We start from the raw sequence: 19282 nt of genomic DNA, 5'->3' as shown, positions 1-19282 counted from the left end.
TGAAGGCTCTTCTTTATTTAGAAGGAAATCCAATTCATTTATAGGTGTGTTAGCTATTCAACACAAAGTTTCAATACGAATAACTAATACTTTATTGAATGATAAGAATTTCTGTTACAATCCTGTTCCCCTACTTTTTAATGGCAAAATGTATAAGAAAACGTTTTCCATAGATGCACAGAGGGTCTTTGCTTATAATCTTGTTTTAACATTGATAGAATGAAGAAGTATACTTTTCTGTTAAATAGAAATTTGCGTTTTAGATAGGAGGATTTGTAAGATGAACAAACCAGATTTAGTCGCACCTCGTAATTTCAATATTGTATCTGAAATTGAAAAATATGCAAAAGATGAATCTAAGGTTGCAATCATATTTGAAGATGATGCGGGTGACGAAACAAAAGTAACGTATGCAGACTTAATCCGCAAATCAAACCGTATGGGGAATTTATTCAAAAAGCACGGTTTGAAAAAAGGGGACACGCTACTTATCAAAATGGAACGCAGTATTGAAACATATGAAGTCTATATTGCGGCATTGAAGTTAGGTGTATCGTTGATTCCAGCTTCTGAAATGCTGCGTACAAAAGACTTGCAATATCGAATCACGCATGGTGAAGTTGATGCTGTATTATCTATCGCTTCTGGTGCAGATGAATTCGAAGGTGTAAACGAATATGATGACTTAACAAAATTTATTATCGGCGGCAAAAAAGATGGCTGGGTAGATGTCGATACAGATGTACAAAATCAAAGTGATGAACTTGAGATTATTGACACTGATCGTGATGATGTGGCGTTCTTACCTTATACATCTGGAACAACAGGTAACCCTAAAGCAGTAGTACATACGCATGGCTGGGGATACGCACATATGCAAATGGCGCCGAAACATTGGTTGAATATTCATGAAGATGACATTGTATGGGCTACAGCTGCGCCTGGTTGGCAAAAATGGGTTTGGAGTCCTTTCTTGTCTACTATGACTTCTGGTGCCACTGCATTCGTTTATAACGGCCGTTTTGATGGTACAAAATATCTTGAGTTGCTTCAAGACTATCAAATTAATGTTTTATGCTGTACGCCTACTGAATATCGTATCATGGCAAAATTACAGAATTTAGATCAATTTGATTTATCTCATTTACATGATGCTGTATCTGCTGGTGAACCGCTTAACCAAGAAGTAGTAGAAAAATTCCAAGATACATTCGATATCACAGTACGTGATGGATATGGACAAACTGAAAGCACATTGTTAATCGGCTTATTAAAAGATGTACCTGGACGTCCTGGTTCAATGGGTAAAGCCATTCCTGGAAGCGATGTCTTAATTGTGGACGATGAAGGTCAACCTGTGGAGCCGGGTGTTGTAGGCAATATTGCGGTACCTGTTGATTTACCTGCATTATTCAAAGGTTATTTCAAAGACCCAGAACGCACACAAGAGCGTGTCGCAGGTGATTATTTCTTAACAGGCGACCGTGCAAAAGTTGATGAAGACGGCTATTTCTGGTTTGAAGGTCGTGCAGACGATATTATTATCAGCTCTGGTTACACAATTGGACCATTTGAAGTCGAAGACTCTTTAACAAAACACCCTGCTGTAAAAGAAACGGCAGTTGTCGCTAGTCCTCACGAACTACGCGGTAACATCGTTAAAGCTTTTGTTATATTACAAGACAATTATGAAGAAAGCGATGAACTAGTTCGTGAACTTCAAAACTTTGTAAAATACGATGTTGCACCTTATAAATATCCACGTGCAATTGAATTTGTTGAAGAATTGCCTAAAACAAATTCAGGAAAAATCCGTCGTGTAGAATTGCGTGAAGCAGAGATTGAAAAATATAATCGTAAAAAAGAATAACAACTAATCATTAAATACATCACTTTATATCGTAAAAGGGAAGACCTGCCGCATTATGTCAGGACTTCCCTTTTATTTTATTTCCCTATAGAGTTATAAACCAAATAGTTTTAATAACAGACACAAAAATACCCAGTTCATGAATGTCGAGTTTTTCATCATCATGAACTGGGTTATTTATTATGAATGCATTTCTGTATTAATTGTTTCTTTTACTTTTTCCATATCTTTATCAACATCAATATCTGGTTTTTTAGTCATTTTACTTACAACAATTGTCACAATCACACTTGCGATAATACCTGGGATAATTTCATATAAATTAAAGAAATCATTAGTTTCACCAAGTGGTTTCGCAAATACAATCCATAAGATGACAACTACTGCGCCAGCAAGCATACCACTGATAGCCCCTGTACGACTTAAACCTTTCCAGTAAAGTGACAATACAACAAGCGGACCGAATGCAGCACCAAATCCTGCCCATGCATTACCTACTAAATTTAAGATTGTATCGTTTGGTGTCCATGCAATAGCGATTGAAATACACGCTACAACTAATACTGATAAACGTCCTACTAGCAAGAACTCTTTCTCGCGTTTCTTCGCAGCATCTTCACCACGAATCAATTTATAAAAGTCTTCTGTTAAAGAACTTGATGTCACAAGCAATTGAGAAGAAATCGTACTCATAATCGCTGCTAAAATAGCTGCAAGCAAGAATCCACCGACAAGCGGGTGGAATAGTATTTGACCCATTAAAATAAATAATGTTTCTGGGTCTTTCAGTTCTACACCTTTGTCTTGTACAAATGCGATACCGATTAATCCTACAAACACTGCTCCGATTAAACTGATAGCCATCCAGCCGATACCAAAGCGTCTTGCAGTTCTTAATTGTTTCACTGATTTAATACTCATAAAACGCACGATAATATGCGGTTGACCGAAATATCCTAATCCCCACGCGAAGAATGAGATAATACCGATAATTGTAGTTCCTTTAAATAAATCAAGGTTTGTTGGTTTCAAGTCTGTCACTTGATCAAATGTATCTAAACCGTTCAATTTCAAAAGTGCCACAATAGGTACCATTACCATGGCAATCAGCATAATAACACCTTGGAAAAAGTCAGTAAGCGATACTGCAAGATAACCGCCGAAGAAAGTATATGCAATAACGATTACTGAAATCAAAATCAGACCCCAGTGATAGTCCAAACCAAACGCACTATTGAAAAGTTTACCGCCAGATACCATACCAGCGTGTGTATATAGTGTAAAGAATACAACGATTATTCCCCCGGAAATAATCTTAATCAAATTTGAATGATCTGCTAAACGGTTTCTGAAAAAATCTGGAAGTGTAATCGCATCTCCAGCTTGCTCAGTGTATACACGTAATCTTGGTGCGACAACGATATAGTTGATATATGCACCGAGTGTTAAACCGATTGCGAGCCAAGCAGCTGAAAGTCCAGTTGTATACACTTCCCCTGGTAATCCCATAATCATCCAACCACTCATGTCGGATGCTCCAGCTGATAGTGCTGTAACATATGGTCCGATACTACGGCCGCCTAACATATACTCACTAACATTTCCTGTAGCTTTTTTATAGCCGTACCAGCCGATGACAAGCAAAATCAAGAAATAAGCGCCAATCATAATGTAAGTTCTCCAGTCAGGATTTACCTGCTGAGATAAAGTTGCTCCTAAAGTAAACATGTCTAAAATAACATCCTCTCAAATTATTGTTATAAAATGTACGGATCGTTCTTAGGCATTGCAAGGAGCTGAAGGTGCGCGCCGAAAGATGATAACTGTTTCAAAAATCCCCTATTTATTCTTTCATTATCACAAATGTGATGGCACGAATTATATAAACTGTCCCCACGGTTCATAAAATTCTACGCTATGATATTTTGTTTTTTCACTTATGCATTCAACGCTAATATTGCAAAATCTTTCTACCCCTAGTTGAATGTTTGAATCGATATAAATTATGTAATACAGCATTTATCATGTGAAAAATTCAAACCCTTTGTTTATGTAACATTCAGTTCTATCTTTTGCTGTGATTCTACATATTCAATCAATGGTTATGAGTATCATTAATTACGATTCAGAATTTTATGATTAATCAAAATATTATTTTTAAATCCTTCATTTCCTGCAACAAATAATTATTAACTTTTTAGCAAAGACGTTATTTAGCTTAACATAACCAATTTTTTTATCAAATTGCACATGATGAAATTACACCGATTTGCCCCATTTTTCTGAAAAATTTAAGTGCGTTCGTGACTAAAGCATCAGTGGTTACAGCGTTTTAGAAAAATTTTTCAAAAAAATTTTCCATTGATACCGATTTCAAGGGGGAATTTCAGTAAAAAGCAGTCAATTTTGAACTTCAATAAAAAAGACCATCACTCCATAGATGGTCAATTTAATAATTTACCGATATTTTGTGTAATCAGTTGTGTATCGGCTTCTATCAGGTTTAAATGTTGTAAATTCAAGGCAATTTGATTATCTTTAGTACCTACAAAATATGCTTTTACTGCATGATTTAATAATTGAATATCATTTACATCGTTACCAAATGCGATATACTCTTCATTTTGAAGATATTTAATCAAAGTTGTATATTTATTTATATTTTCAGCTGTAATATCTATGTTCCGCTCATTATCATGAAAGTTTATAGAGAGCTGATCAGACAGCTTTTCAATATGTTTTTTCAACGATGGATAATTATTTGAAGGTATGTCTACCAATATTATTTTAATCGGCGTACTAATATCTTCTAATTCAATATTTTTTGCAAGATGATCTGGATCCAATTGCTTATATATTTTATAATCACTCGACAAATTAGAAGCATAATTAAAATCATCATCAACGATATACTTTAAATGATATCGATGAACCAAATCTTTTATAATTTCAAAACTTGCTGCATCAATTGATTGAACAACTTCAATTTCATCGTCGTTTTGCACAATAGAACCATTACCCCCAATAAGCAGCTGACTGTTAAAATTTTTAACAACAGGAATCAAATCTCGAATAGGTCTGGCAGAAGCAAAAATAATATTATGCTTCTGTTGTAATGCTGTTATTTGATTAGATAACTCGTCTTCTATGTATTGACCGTTAAAACAAATCGTTCCATCCACATCAAACACAATATTCATATATAGATCTCCCTCTCTACTAAAATCTTATTATAAGTCTATCATATTGATTATTTTAGACATCCGATTGTCTGCCTTCAGACAAACCGCAGTGTGAATCGCCCCTTTGCTTATGCGTTGATAACTTACTTTCCCTATTTTTATGATATCAATAACATACATTCAACTGCTATTCTCAAAATATTTACTATTGATTATATATTGAGGATTATCGCCTAAAAACTTAAAAAGAAGACTGGGTAACAATCCAATCTTCTTCAGTAACCTTCTTAAATATTTTAATAACCCTGTCTTTCTTTTTCTTTCAATACATCGTACTTACCTTGTAAAATTTTATAGACAAACTCATTCACGCTTTTATGAATGTGAGGTACTTGTGAGTCGTCATCTAATTCCTTATTCACTTTATCAGCTAAATCATTATACTTTTTGGCTGAAACTGTTTTTGTATCATCATTATTTTTATACTTTGCATACTTAGTCATGTCATATTTCGGTACATCCTTCTTATCAAGATCTTGTCCATGACCTTGCATCATAATATATGAACCAATAACTTGTGGTAAGTCTTGATATCCTTTTAACACTGTATCTTCAAAATGACTATATACATCTTTGTTTAAAGATTTTTCTGCTTTTGCATCTTGTAAATTGTCGATTTGGTTAGCTTGAGCAAAATAAGTGATATAGAAGTCATTCAAAGCATGCTTTGAAAATTTTATTGTATCTACATCTTTAGCTTTAGAAATTTTATTTAAATTATCGTATAAGTTTATATACAGTTCTGTGATATTACTAACCCCTGTATAAATTTTCTTATTTTTCTTATTATCTAAAGCATCTTTATCAAAGGAATCTTTATAATCCTTAAAATCTTTTTTGATTTTCTTATTTGCTTTATCTGTCTTAGCAACCGTCTTTTTATAATCCGACAATTCTTCCTCACTGGTATTATCTGTTTTATCTATCTCTTTTGTTAATTTTTCGAGATAAATGTTTGTCTGCTTTCTAAACTCTTTTTCCTTATCCTCTTGGCTTTGACATCCCGCTAAAAGTAAAACGGCAATCATGCTTACAAACATTAATAGTTTTGTTACTTTCATAGCTGTTTCCCCCAAATATTTTATTTTTCAACGGTAAAATATAACCATTGTAAGCAAAGTCATTAGATTTAACGAAAAGATAATATAAAATCCTCAACAATTGTTTATTGAGGACCATTTTCTTTATTAGATAATCATTAAAGTTATAACTCTATATTAACACAATATTCTAACAATTTATATGTAACTTGTTAGAATATTGCTTTGTTTTGTTATTGGTTTGATTAATACTGTCACAATACTGATTGTCAATATAAATAGCAGCTTTTAAGAAACACATCAAACGAGAGTGAACTTATCACTGAGCTCACTCTCGTTTATTTGTTGGCTACTTATTTATAATGCTTCGCTACTTCTGTAAACATATCAAAAGCCATTTCAAATGCTTCTTCATTCAAAGCAAACCTCGGGTGATGATGGGGCCTGTCGTATTCCCCTTCAGCTTGTCCTGCGCCAATAAACGCATATGCACTTGGTACAATGTTTGAAAAAGCACTAAAATCTTCTCCGCCCATCATCGGATCTCTTGTGACTACTTTTCCTGGGAAATAGGTTTCAGCTAATTGTTTTACCCAGCGTGTTTGTTCTGGGTCATTATAGACACTGTCATAACCAACAAGGTAATCCAGCTCATACGCAGCACCTACACTATCACAAGTCGTTTTCAATAAACGCTCCATTTGATCCATGACTAACTTTCTATTTTCTTCAGTTGTAGTACGGACAGACCCGCCTAATTCTACCTTATCTGCAATTACATTTTCTGCTCCAAATGTTCCAGCTTGAAAAATTGTATTCGAAACAACAACTGGATCAAATGGGTATACTTGGCGAGATACAATTGTTTGCAGTGCATTTACAAATTGTGCTCCTAACACAAGAGAATCAATTGCTTTTTCCGGCATACTAGAATGTCCGCCTCTCCCTTTTATTGTAATATGATATATATCAGAGTTAGCACTTGCCGGTCCTTCTTTAATATCTATTAATCCAAGTTCCAACTGTGTCCATAAATGATGCCCATAGATGAAATCAAAATCATCAAAATAGCCAGTTGCTACCATTTCACGTGCACCGCCTGGAATCAGCTCTTCAGCATGTTGAAAAATACAGTGTACTTCATTAGGAATTGTTTCTATATAATCATTAAAGTAGTGTGCAGCACCTAGTAATACCGCAGTATGCCCATCATGGCCACAAGCATGCATGACTCCTTCATTCTGAGAAATAAATTCGAATTCATCTCGTTGCTCTGTTACTGGCAAAGCATCAATATCAGCACGTAAACCGATTTTCTTACCTTGTCCTTCATTGAATACAGCAACTGTGCTCGTTTCTGTCAGTTCAACTATTTCGCAATTTTTCATTTCTCTTAATTTTGAACGAATAAATTCTGCTGTTTCATATTCTTTAAAAGATACTTCAGGATGTTCGTGCAAGTGTCTACGATAAGCGATAATAGTATCTTTATACTGTTCATAATTCATAATGTCGTCCCCCTTATGATGAAAATTCAATACCTCTTATCTTGTTTTAATATTAAATGTTCTTGTTAGTATTAATTTCTCCTCAATAAACCTTTAAGGTAAATGAATCGGACCTCCTGGACCAACTGGAATACCTAGCAAGTACCATACGATCAGAAGTAATGTCCAAAAGATTCCGAACGCAACAGAGTATGGCATAAGCGCAGCGATAAGTGTTCCAAGACCGATATCCTTCTGATAACGTTGTGCAAAGGATAAAAGTAACGGAAGATACGGCATCATAGGTGTAATAGGATTTGTGATAGAATCACCAACACGATAAATTACCTGTGTAAAAGCTGGATGGTAACCTAACAACATAAGCATTGGCACCAGTATCGGCGCAAGTATTGCCCATTTAGCCGAAGCACTTCCCATCAGCATATTAATGCCTGCAGAAAGAATGAGAACGCCTAGTATTAAGACGACTCCATTTGCACCTTTAAGCGCTTCTGCCCCTTTGATTGCCATAATTGTTCCAAGGTTGCTCCAAGTGAAATATGCAAGCATCTGAGCAGCGAAGAATACAATAACAATGAATGGTCCCATCGTGCTCATTGCATCCCCTAACATTTCGGCAAATTGACGTGTAGTACGCATTGTTTTAGCCACAAAACCATAAATCAATCCAGGTACCAAGAACAATATTGTAATAAGAGGTACAATACCATTCATGAGTGGCGAGTCATCAATTAAACTTCCTGTCTTTGCATTACGTAAAATTCCATTTTCTGGAATAGCTAAAGCTGCAATCACAATTAAAACAATAAGCATGCCGATATTTGCAAACAACATAGCACGACGTTCTTGTTTAGTAATGTCATCTTCCTCTTCTTCAACAGCATTTTCATAATGCCCAAAACGTGGAATGACGATTTTCACCGTTACAAACCAAGCAACAATTAATAAGAGTAAAGTAGATGCACATAAAAAATAATAGTTCATAGCAGCATTAACGTGTACAGAGTCACTCACAAGTTTTGCGGCTGGTTCTGTAAATGAAACGACGAGTGCATCTGTCATCCCAATAACCAGACTGGCTGAAAACCCGCCAAGTGCAGAAGCATACGCCATTACAAGACCTGCAATCGGATGGTATCCTAATTTAATAAAAATCATTGCAGCAATCGGCGGTAAGACAATCGGCGCAGCGTCCCCAGCTGCATTACCTAAAATGCCGACTAAAATAATAACAGGTACAATAATTTTCTTTGGTGCTTTTTCAATAGTATATTTCATAACCGTCTCAAAATAACCTGTCTTTTCAGCAATACCTACCCCAAGCATAACGACAAGTACAAGTCCTAACGGCGGAAATTCCGCAAAGTTATTAACCGCTTCAGAAATCATCTTCGCAATACCACTAGGCGTCAATAAATTAACAGCCTCAACTACTTTTCCATCTGCCGGATTCTTTGCTTTCACACCTAATGAACCTGTGATAAATGATGCAATTAAAATAATGACACAGAGTGAAATGAAAATAGCTACAGGATCCGGCAATTTATTTCCTGACTTTTCGATAATATCAAGCGACCTGTCAACAAACCCTTTTTTCTTTTTGATTCAGACATACGCATCTCCCCCTAAAAGATGTGAGTTGAAACCAGTATATCGATAATTTATTGTATTGTGCAAATAATTCTGAAAATTGTGATTATAAAGATTAAAAGCAGAATTCAAGGGAATAGGAAAAGGTAAGTCCATAAGGTTGACCTATTGAAACACTCGGATTTTCTAGCATTAAATCAATTAACTTCAGAGCTTCAAGCGATTAACTTAAACATTTTATTAGCCATTATAAAATTCATTTCAAATGTAAAAAAAGGCAGAAATCTTCATTGGATTTCTGCCTTCATAACTTCTATTTATTTTTCATTTAGTTCTAAAGCTTTTGCTGAATCTTCACGTACTTTATTTAATAAAGCTGTATCTTCAATTAATGATTGACCATATGATGGCACCATTTCTTGAATTTTTGGAGTCCAAGCTTCAACGTAATCAGGGAAGTTTTGTTCTATAATATCAAGTGCTACGGATACAGATGTTGATGCTCCCGGTGATTCACCTAACATTGCTACAACTGTATGGTCTTTAGAATGCACCACTTCTGTACCGAATTGAATAAATCCTTTACCGAATTCTGGAGTATCTTTAATAACTTGAACACGTTTACCAGCAATGTGTAATTCCCAATCCTCATCTTTAGCACTAGGAACAAAGCGACGCAATTCTTTCATACGATCTTCTTTTTTCATCATTAATTGTTGGATAGAATATTTCACTAATGATAAGTTCTTCATACCTGCTGAAGTCATTGTTAAAATATTGTCTTTGTTTAATGAACGGAACAAGTCTAAGTTAGAACCATGTTTCAAGAACTTAGGACCGATTGCTGCGAATGGTCCGAATAACAAACTTTTTTCACCACGAACATAACGACGGTCTAAGTGTGGTACTGTCATCGGTGGTGTATTTGGCGGCTCTTTGCCATACGCTTTCGCATCATGTTCTTTTACGACTTCTGGATTTTTACATACTAAGAAAGCACCGCTGATTGGGAAACCGCCCAAGTTTTTGCTTTCTTCGATTTTTGTTTTTTGAAGTAATGGAATTGCTGCACCGCCGGCACCGATGAAAATATAATCTGCAACATGTGTAGAGACTGTATTATCATTTAAGTTGCGTACTTCGACTTCCCATTTTTTATCTCCAAGTTGTTGGAAACCGATAACTTCATGATTGTAATTCAATTCAGCATTATCATGTGATTCCAAGTTTTTCGCAAGTTTACGAGTTAACTCACCAAAGTTAACATCTGTACCCTCATCAATTTTACTTGCTGCAATCGCAATATTTTCTTTGCGGTCTTTCATCATTAACGGCATCCATTCCGCTAATTTTTCACGGTCTTGTGTAAATTCAATCCCTTTGAACATTGGTAAATCTTTTAATGCATTATAACGTTTTTGCAAGAATTGAACATTACGGATACCTTGTACGAAACTAATATGGGGAAGTGGTGTGATAAACTCACGTGGATTTGATATCGCATTTGTTTTTACTAAGTGCGCCCAAAACTGTTTTGAGATTTCAAATTCTTCGTTTATTTCTTTAGCTTTTTCTACATCAACTGAACCATCTGGTTGTTCAACTGTGTAGTTCAACTCACATAATGCAGCATGCCCAGTACCTGCATTACTTGTATCATATGAACTTTCTAACGCTGGTCCATCTAAACGTTCAAATAGTTTGATATTCCAGTCTGGTTGAATTTCTTTTAAAAATGAACCGAATGTTGTGCTTAAAACCCCAGCACCGATTAAAATGACGTTTTTTGATTCTGACTGACTCATTTTAAAACCACCTTCCTTAAATTTATAATTGAACTTGTTGTAAGCAACTCCACTTCTCTTTTCAACCCCATTGTAGAGCATATCTAACCCCATTAAAAATAAAGCGTTTGTATGCATGTGACATTCAAAAAATAAGAGCGCAACCTTGTACATTTACTATAATAAAACTTAAATAATAACACTGTCAATCACTTAGTCATCAGATGTTTAAAATTTCGTTATTTCATATTGAGTTAATATTCTTATGTTAAAATATGCATAATTCAATTATCTTAAGGAGGTTCAATTATGTCAGAACGAACAAATCATCCGCTTCATGACTCAAACACCCTAGATTCAGAATATACCTCTCAACCACCAAGACGCCGTTATCAACTCATCCGCCGCCCGCATCAAGCACAACCAGGCGCATCTCGAAATTTATCACCTAAAGGGAATATCGTTGTTAACATACTGATATTTCTCGGCTTTATGATAGCTACACAAATCCCTACTGCTATTGCAGGTAGCGTTGCGGGTTATGTTTCTTTTTTCAACGGTGATAGTCCGATAGTTTTTAGTATTCTTATATTACTTTACATCGTTGCTTCAAGTCTTATGGCTTGGTTAATTACTTGGTATTATCGCAAACGGGGCTATGAACGTATGAAAGCAATTCATCTTAAAGATGTCGGAATCGATGTACTTTTCTTTATCGGCATACGTGTATGGACAACATTATGCATGATTGCTGCAACTGGTATCTTTAAAGAAGATTCCACAGCTAATGATCGAACGCTAATGAGACAAATCAACAAGTTAACGGACTTCAGTGATCCGATGGTTGTTATCGCTCTTGCAATTTTCTTGATACATATCTCGTTTATTGCACCTTATTTTGAAGAATTGACTTTCCGCGGCATCTTCAAAGAAACGATTTTCAGAAAGTTATCTTTCTGGTGGCCGATGTTGATTTCTTCAGCTATCTTCTCGCTTAATCATATGCCTAATAATATAATTATCTTTTTCTTATATGGAGGCATGGGAGTTGGCTTTTATATGGCTTATAACCGCAAACGCAATATTTGGGACAGCTATATCGTTCATATGCTGAACAATGCTTCAGCAAGTATTGCGATCATCTTCTTATTAATGTTTGTGTAAAAGAAAATGGTAGAGTGGAAGCACAGAACACTTAATTTTTTAGATTTCTGCTGCACTTCACTCTACCATTTATTTTATTCATTTATATTTCTTTTTGTGCTTTCTTCTCAGCAATATCTTGGTTGCTGTTACCTTGTAATTTCAATACACCCATCCATAATGCATCAAATGCTTTATCAGGAAGTGCCCATTTTAAGAAAATAAGCGGTTTAGCTCCCATACCGCCAGCATAACGTGTTTTAGGATGTTTTGCTTCAATGGCACGTTCAGTCAGCTTAGCAATCACTTCCGGCTTAGATGCAGGTGCACCGCCATCTAATATGTTTGCCATTTGATGTGCCATTTTGCTGTAAGCTGTATCCCCTGAAGTTTTAAGCAAACTTTTTGCGCTAATACCTTCCCACTCAGTTTGAATCAAACCAGGTTCAATAATAATCACATCAATACCAAAGGGCTTTAATTCTAATCTCATGCTATCACTTAAGCCTTCTACTGCAAATTTAGCTGAGTGGTACCAAGAGCCAAGCGGTTCATTGATTTTACCGCCCATAGATGAAACATTTACAATTTTACCGGAATGTTGCGCACGCATATATGGCAAGACCAATTGTGTCATACGTCCCATACCAAATAAGTTTACTTCAAATTGACGTTTTGCATCAGCAAGCGGTACGTCTTCAACGGCACCGAATGAACCATAGCCTGCATTATTAATGAGTACATCAATATGCCCTTCTTCTGCAATGACATCTTCTACTAATTTCACCATAGACTCATCTTTTGTTAAGTCTACATATCTTGTTTGAATTCCTTGCGCCTGCATATCAGCCATGCGATCTGTGCGACGTGCTGCAGCATACACTTTATAACCATGTTTATTCAATCGTTCCGCTGTTGCTTGGCCCATACCTGATGATGCACCTGTTATTAAAACAACTTCATTCATTATTTTTACCTACTTTCTTTAAAAAGACATTAGACTGCTCGCAGTCTTAATCTTCAACTTTTACTACAACTTTACCTTTAACATGTCCTTTTTCTGAGTACTCTAAAGCTTGTTGTGTTTCGTGGAATGGAAATACTTTATCAATTACTGGTTTTATCTTATGTTCTTCTATCAAGTTCCCAATTACACGTAATTGTTCTTCGCTTGGATGCATTAAGAAAAATTCATAATATACATCGTATTTTTTCATTAACTTACGAACATTGCGAGACATATACCAAACGCCTAAACGTTTAATTGGATTTAAATGCACTTCATCTGCAAATTGATTTGTCGGTGGTCCTACTAATGAAGCAATAGTACCGCCACGTTTTAAAATCGTAAAAGCTTCATCTAAATCTTTACCTGGAATCAGATTAAACACACCATCATAGCCAGATAAAATATCCCAGAAGTTTTGTTTTTTATAATTAATAATTTCATCTGCACCTAAGTCTTTAACAAGTGCTTCGCCTTTATCACTTACTGTCGTTGCCACGTACAACTCCATCACTTTGGCAAGTTGAATTGCAAACGTGCCGACACCGCCTGAACCAGCTTGTACTAATAATTTGTCACCTTTTTTCAAATCCATCACTTCATGTAATGCTTGATAAGACGTCAATCCGACTAAAGGAATACTGGCTGCTTCCACAAAGTTCAAATTGGTAGGCATAGGCGCAATTTCATGCTGATCAATCGCAAAATATTGTGCGAACGTCCCCATTTCCCCTTTAGACGGACGGCCGTATACTTTATCGCCTTCCTTATAATCAGTGACGTCTTTACCGACTTTTTCAATAACGCCTGCAAAGTCATTGCCTAAAACAAGCGGAAATTTATGTTTAACTAATACTTTCATATCTCCATTTCGCGTTTTGAAATCAATTGGATTCACACTAGCAGCTTTCACGCGTACTAGAACATCTTCAGGTCCGATTTCAGGAACTGGGATATCTTCCATATGAACCGGATTATTACCGTATTTATCAACAGCCATTGCTTTCATCATTTCAGCCATTTCTATCACTCCGCTTCCTGATTATTTTTATTGTAAGGTCGTTTTCAAAAAGTTACAATATACATGATTATTCATTTGCAAAAATTTAGACACTTATCTAAAATTGTATAAATTAAGCGAGGTGCGTTTCTTGAAAATCAGTTCAGACAAATTACATAAACGTCATGTACAAAGAACATTGCATGATTTTGCGAATGCTACGCTGACTTTGCTTCAAACTCAATCACTTGAAGACATGACGACTAAAGATATATGCGATAGTAGTAATTACCCGCGAGCAACATTTTATAATTATTTTTATGATAAATATGATTTGGTTCACTACTGCTTCGATTTAATATCACAAAAAATCGAACTCGATCCGAATTCCAAACACACTTCTCCTGAATTAGTTTCACTGACTTTCACACAATTATATGATTTATTGGAAACGCATCGTTCAGAAGTAGAAGACATTTTAAAATACAACACAAAAACACAGCAGCTAATCAGAGAATTTATGAGTTACTTGAAAAACACTATCAGTATTAAAATTGAAAATTGTATCCATAATACAAATGGCGGATTACCCCCTGAGTTGCTCGCTCAGCATTTCAGTAATACGACCATTCTTGTAATAGATTGGACACTGTATCATCCTGAAATCTCTTTTGAACAAGCCCACCAATATTTAAATTATTTATTAGGTATCAAATAAAAAAGCAGCTGAAACGCTCTCTCCCATAAGCGCTTCAGCTGCTTTATTTCTAATACCTATCATAATCAATCGTGTATATATCTTTTTCTGCTTTTTAAAGCCTTTTCGATATCCTCTAATTTGCTGACGAAGTCATTAATTTCTTCTATTGAAAATAAACCATTTAAACTTTCTTCAACAACACTCGATAACTTTCGTTTTACTTCATCTAAAAATCTTGTGCCTTCTTCTGTCAAATGCATCAATTTAATACGTTTATTTTCACTCTCTACACGTTTTACCAATCCTAGTTTTTCTAATTTATTAATGCGTTTAGAAGCAGCAGTCTTAAAAATGCCTTGCTTCTCAGCTAATTCATTCACTGTAACTTGACGGCAAGTGCGTATAATAATGAGTGCTTCCATTTGTTCGCGCGAAATTGTGTATTCCAAACCCGTTTCTTGCAGCAATTCTGAAATCGTCTTGTTTATACTCATCAAAATGAGGTCGAAACGCGTCAGCGCTTCTTGCATATCATATGTCATGACTATGCCTCCATTCAATTTATCACTAATCCTAGTATAACAGTTTATCGTGTCCTACTTTAGTTACATCCAGATATATTGCTTGCTTTTAATTGAAACTCATTTGGATTAGCGGTTTGCCGCGTTTGTTAAACCAAATCAATGTTAAATATTGCAATAACATTGAAACGACTGCAATACTGCCAAGTGCAATCATTACAAATCCGAAACTGAAGTGTCCTGCATTTGTGAAGATTGCTTCACGGAAACCTTGAATGGCATATGACATTGGTGAGAATGGATGGATAAAGCGGAAGAATGCCGCTGACATCTCAATCGGGAACATACCTTCACTTGAACTCAATTGCAATACAAGTACAAGCATTGCTAAGAAGAGTCCGACACGGTCTAAGAACAACACTAAGAGTGAAGTAAGAGACAATGCCGCAATACTCCAGAAAATACCCACTAATAAGAAGTGACCCATATTTTCAATATCTAAGCCGAGTCCGAAGATAACCCATAAACTCATTAAGATTGCTGCAAAAGTACCTTGTATTACGTAAAGTAATATTTTACCTAGTATTTGTTTCCAAGGTCTTGTTTCAGGGTTCATTGTTTTAGTAAGCGGATAAATCGCTGCGAATGATACCGCACCTACGAATAAACCTACAGAAGCCATATAAGGCAATACTGTTTCACCGTAATGGTCTGCTTTTGTAATATTATTTTGATCAACATCTTCAATATCATTTAATGCTTTTTTATTTGCTTTTTCGAAATGCATATCTGTTTGTTTTTGAACTGCATCATCAATTTTTGATTTCAATTGATTATTATTTTGCTGTAATTCTTGTAAGCCGCTTGTTACTTTCTCATTACCTTGCAGTAACTGTTGCCCTTGTGCGCCAGCCATCGGTGCCATTTGTTTCAATCCATCAGTTACTTGGTTATTACCATCAATTAATTGTCCTTCTGCATCAGACATTTGACCTAATGCATTTGAAGTATCAGTATAACCTTGTTTAGATTGTTTATTTGCTTTGAATAATTCACCTAAATATTCTTCACGCACATTATTTTGCATTGTTTTTGTTACAGTATCAATTGCTTTTTGTGCTGCTTGACTTCCTGTAAAACTAGAACCAGGGTTGACTTGTGTTTCTAAATGAATTTTTTTGGGGTGTTCATCTAATAATGTTGTTGCATTTTTTGACGTATTCTCAGGAATAATGATAGTTCCTAATGATTTACCATTTTTCAATTGCTTTCTTGCTGTTTCTTTAGAGACTTCTTGGAATGTGAATTTTTTATTATCTTTTAATTTATCAACCAAGTCATCTCCGATGGTTAATTTTTTGTCTTGGAACGTTGCTGATTTATCTTGGTTTACAATCGAGATTTTCAAATTATCTGTTTTATCATATGGATCCCAAATTGATCCCACAAATAACGCTACATAAATAAGCGGCAATAATCCGATTGCAATTAATGCCACAATCAACATTTTATTGTTTTTCATTAATTTAAACTCATTAAACATTTTCTACTCTCTCCTTACTTTCCTAAAAGTACACCCATTGTACAACCAGACATTATGATACGCGTTTGCGTGTAATCGTAACTTCTTTATACGTCGTGTGATGCTTTATTAAAGTCGTTTTTTTAATAGTACACCCTGTGTACGATTTACAATAATAAACCGTTAAAAAGCATTCGTCAACAGAAAAATTTCATTTTTTTAGAAGTTTTTTGATGAAGGAAGTAACGTTAAAATGATAAAACACTTATATAACAAAGAGTGAAACGGTTACATTTATAGCCTTTTAAAAGATTATTTTTTTGTAAAGATGACTTTCTGGTAAATGTATTTCTTGTTATCAATTTCTTCTGTAAAGTTATTGAGGGTGCATATGCAGATGAGTTCTTTTTCAAAAATTGTTTATCTTAGTTTATTGAAATCTACTTTATGAAACAAAAAGGCAGATTTTCATTTATCATTAAGAAAATCTGCCTTTTACTTCTGAAAATTATTTCTCTATCGAATCTCATTACAATTTATAATGATTTATCTTGAAGCCATTCACCAATTTCTCTGCCCTTTTCCACCATATGACTAAATCCGTTTTCTATTGCATCTGAAATTTCTTTTTTAGAAGGTTTATCTGCCTGCTTATTTTTATCGTCTCTGCCTACGAGTGAAAAAACATAAGAAATACCATAATCATGTACGATTTCATAATCTTCGCCCACTACGCCGCAGACTGCTACAACAGGCACGCCACGACGTTTAGCTGCTTCTGCCACACCAATCGGCGTTTTACCATAAATCGTCTGCGTGTCTATCTTACCTTCTCCAGTAATACATAAATCTGCGTTTTTTAATCTTTCTTCTAATTTTGTTTCTTTAAGTACAACATCAATACCACGTGTAAGTGCTGCTGAAAAGAAAGCGAGTAATGCTATTCCTGTGCCGCCTGCTGCTCCTGCACCGGGTACTTCAGAATAATCATGATTAAAGGTTTGCTCTAATACATCACGGTATTGCGTAAGCGCTGCTTCTAGCGTTTCCAAATCTGTTTCAGAAGCGCCTTTTTGTACACCATATGTTTTAGTAGCGCCGCGTTCACCTAATAACGGATTATCTACATCACAAACAATTTCAAATTCCACATCTTTAATACGTGGGTCCATTTCACTTGTATCAATTCGATTTAAACGTTTTAAAGATGCACCGCCGCCAGGTAATGCTTCTTCATTTTCATCGAAAAATCTCACACCTAATGCACGCAGCATACCTGTGCCGCCATCATTCGTCGCACTGCCTCCAATACCTAAAATGATTTTTTCAGCACCCTTATCTAATGCATCTTGAATGATCTGTCCTGTTCCGAAAGTAGAAGTTAATAAAGGATTTCGGTCCTTTTCAAAGATTCGTTCTAGTCCTGAAGCTTCAGCCAATTCGATGATTGCTGTATTTTGATTGAACACATAAGAATATTGAGCACTTATCTCTTCACCCAGGGCATTATCCACTTTGATCTTTTGATAATCGCCACCAAGTGCAGAGTGCAGTGACTGCATCGTACCTTCACCGCCATCTGCCATTGGTACAATATCATAATCGACTGATTCAGGAAGCACTGCACTTAAACCCATTTGCAATGCTCGTCCTGCTTCTGCTGCTGACAAACTTTCCTTAAATGAATCTGGAGCAATTACTATTTTTTTAACTCTCATGCACTCACCCTCATTTACGTTTTCTTAACTCCATTATATTTGTTTTACATTTTACATCAAAACAAAATACTAATTTTCTATAATTCTCTTTAATATAATTTGAAACGGGTAAATATTTAAAGAGAGGTGAGGTTAAATGGATAGAGAAGTAGTATTGAAAAAAATCAAAGAAATTATGAAAGCATCTCGTATTGGTGTATTATCCACTTCACAAGACAATGTTCCTGATAGTCGATATATGATTTTCTACGATCAAGAATTTGACCTTTATACTAAAACAAGCAGAGACTCTTTGAAGATAGAAGAAATTGAAAAGAACCCAATTGCGCATATCTTACTTGGTTATGATGATACTAAGAATCATAGTTTCCTAGAAATTTATGCTAACTTAGAGGTGACTGAAGACCCTGATGTTATTGATTGGATTTGGGAAGAACAAGACAAATCATTCTTTCAATCAAAATCAGATCCTAAATTATGTGTCATCAGAGCTGTTCCAACTTCAATCAAATTAATGAACAGTGATTCTGAAGATGGACCGCAATTAGTAGAATTCGATTAATATTTAAAGGATCATTTCCTGGGAAATGGTCTTTTAACACAAAAACTTCTGCTCGATTTTTGAGCAGAAGTTGTTT

The 19282-nt window shown here is 35.3% G+C and carries 15 protein-coding genes; 4 read left to right on the top strand and 11 right to left on the bottom strand.

Translation table 11 applies throughout. The annotated features are described in order from the left end of the window. Window positions 1-280 precede the first annotated feature (280 nt). On the top strand, window positions 281-1870 hold the full coding sequence (gene mbcS, locus A4G25_RS08865) for an acyl-CoA synthetase MbcS (protein WP_047133076.1): 1590 nt from the start codon (window positions 281-283) through the stop codon (window positions 1868-1870). Window positions 1871-2050: 180 nt separating this feature from the next. Here the strand turns inward: mbcS and putP are convergent, their stop codons facing one another. From putP to mqo, 6 genes are all read right to left on the bottom strand, one after another. Then, window positions 2051-3598 (bottom strand): sodium/proline symporter PutP, encoded by a 1548-nt coding sequence (putP, locus tag A4G25_RS08860; RefSeq protein WP_047133075.1) that lies wholly within the window; start codon window positions 3596-3598, stop codon window positions 2051-2053. Between the two features lie 716 nt (window positions 3599-4314). Continuing rightward, window positions 4315-5070, bottom strand: coding sequence for an HAD-IIB family hydrolase (locus A4G25_RS08855; RefSeq protein ID WP_047133074.1), 756 nt, complete (start codon window positions 5068-5070; stop codon window positions 4315-4317). A gap of 278 nt (window positions 5071-5348) precedes the next feature. Next, a complete protein-coding gene (locus A4G25_RS08850; protein ID WP_047133073.1) occupies window positions 5349-6173 on the bottom strand; it encodes a hypothetical protein in 825 nt (274 codons plus the stop codon). A 332-nt stretch (window positions 6174-6505) separates the two neighbouring features. Beyond that, window positions 6506-7660 (bottom strand): M20 metallopeptidase family protein, encoded by a 1155-nt coding sequence (locus A4G25_RS08845; protein WP_047133072.1) that lies wholly within the window; start codon window positions 7658-7660, stop codon window positions 6506-6508. Window positions 7661-7753: 93 nt separating this feature from the next. Next, the gene (locus A4G25_RS08840) at window positions 7754-9202 is read right to left on the bottom strand and encodes an AbgT family transporter (protein WP_237340484.1); all 1449 of its coding nucleotides are present in this window, start codon (window positions 9200-9202) and stop codon (window positions 7754-7756) included. Window positions 9203-9567: 365 nt separating this feature from the next. Next, complete coding sequence (gene mqo / locus A4G25_RS08835; protein ID WP_047133070.1) at window positions 9568-11055, bottom strand: malate dehydrogenase (quinone); 1488 nt, start codon at window positions 11053-11055, stop codon at window positions 9568-9570. Between the two features lie 288 nt (window positions 11056-11343). On the opposite strand from mqo, the gene A4G25_RS08830 reads away from it, so the two are divergent. Further along, window positions 11344-12198, top strand: coding sequence for a CPBP family intramembrane glutamic endopeptidase (locus tag A4G25_RS08830; RefSeq protein ID WP_052766789.1), 855 nt, complete (start codon window positions 11344-11346; stop codon window positions 12196-12198). 82 nt (window positions 12199-12280) lie between these two features. On the opposite strand, the gene A4G25_RS08825 is transcribed toward A4G25_RS08830, so the two are convergent. Next, window positions 12281-13144 carry an oxidoreductase gene (locus tag A4G25_RS08825; RefSeq protein WP_047133069.1) on the bottom strand — a complete coding sequence of 288 codons (864 nt, stop codon included), beginning with the start codon at window positions 13142-13144 and terminating at the stop codon, window positions 12281-12283. A gap of 46 nt (window positions 13145-13190) precedes the next feature. After that, window positions 13191-14192, bottom strand: coding sequence for an NADP-dependent oxidoreductase (locus A4G25_RS08820; protein ID WP_047133087.1), 1002 nt, complete (start codon window positions 14190-14192; stop codon window positions 13191-13193). A 142-nt stretch (window positions 14193-14334) separates the two neighbouring features. Between A4G25_RS08820 and A4G25_RS08815 the strand changes: the two genes are divergently transcribed. After that, window positions 14335-14901: a TetR/AcrR family transcriptional regulator gene (locus A4G25_RS08815; RefSeq protein ID WP_047133068.1), complete on the top strand. Its 567-nt coding sequence runs from the start codon at window positions 14335-14337 to the stop codon at window positions 14899-14901. Window positions 14902-14966: 65 nt separating this feature from the next. Here A4G25_RS08815 and A4G25_RS08810 read toward each other — a convergent pair whose 3' ends face one another. The 3 genes from A4G25_RS08810 to A4G25_RS08800 all read right to left on the bottom strand — a co-directional run bounded on the left by A4G25_RS08810 (window position 14967) and on the right by A4G25_RS08800 (window position 18644). Further along, window positions 14967-15425, bottom strand: coding sequence for a MarR family winged helix-turn-helix transcriptional regulator (locus A4G25_RS08810; protein ID WP_047133067.1), 459 nt, complete (start codon window positions 15423-15425; stop codon window positions 14967-14969). Window positions 15426-15513: 88 nt separating this feature from the next. Continuing rightward, complete coding sequence (locus A4G25_RS08805; RefSeq protein ID WP_047133066.1) at window positions 15514-16947, bottom strand: YhgE/Pip family protein; 1434 nt, start codon at window positions 16945-16947, stop codon at window positions 15514-15516. Between the two features lie 515 nt (window positions 16948-17462). Further along, window positions 17463-18644, bottom strand: coding sequence for a glycerate kinase (locus tag A4G25_RS08800; RefSeq protein WP_047133065.1), 1182 nt, complete (start codon window positions 18642-18644; stop codon window positions 17463-17465). Window positions 18645-18780: 136 nt separating this feature from the next. Between A4G25_RS08800 and A4G25_RS08795 the strand changes: the two genes are divergently transcribed. Beyond that, window positions 18781-19206: a pyridoxamine 5'-phosphate oxidase family protein gene (locus A4G25_RS08795; protein ID WP_047133064.1), complete on the top strand. Its 426-nt coding sequence runs from the start codon at window positions 18781-18783 to the stop codon at window positions 19204-19206. The last annotated feature ends 76 nt before the right edge of the window (window positions 19207-19282 follow it).

Origin of the sequence: Staphylococcus condimenti (assembly GCF_001618885.1) — a bacterium.
GTDB lineage: Bacteria > Bacillota > Bacilli > Staphylococcales > Staphylococcaceae > Staphylococcus > Staphylococcus condimenti.
This window is presented reverse-complemented; position numbering and strand designations above follow the sequence as displayed.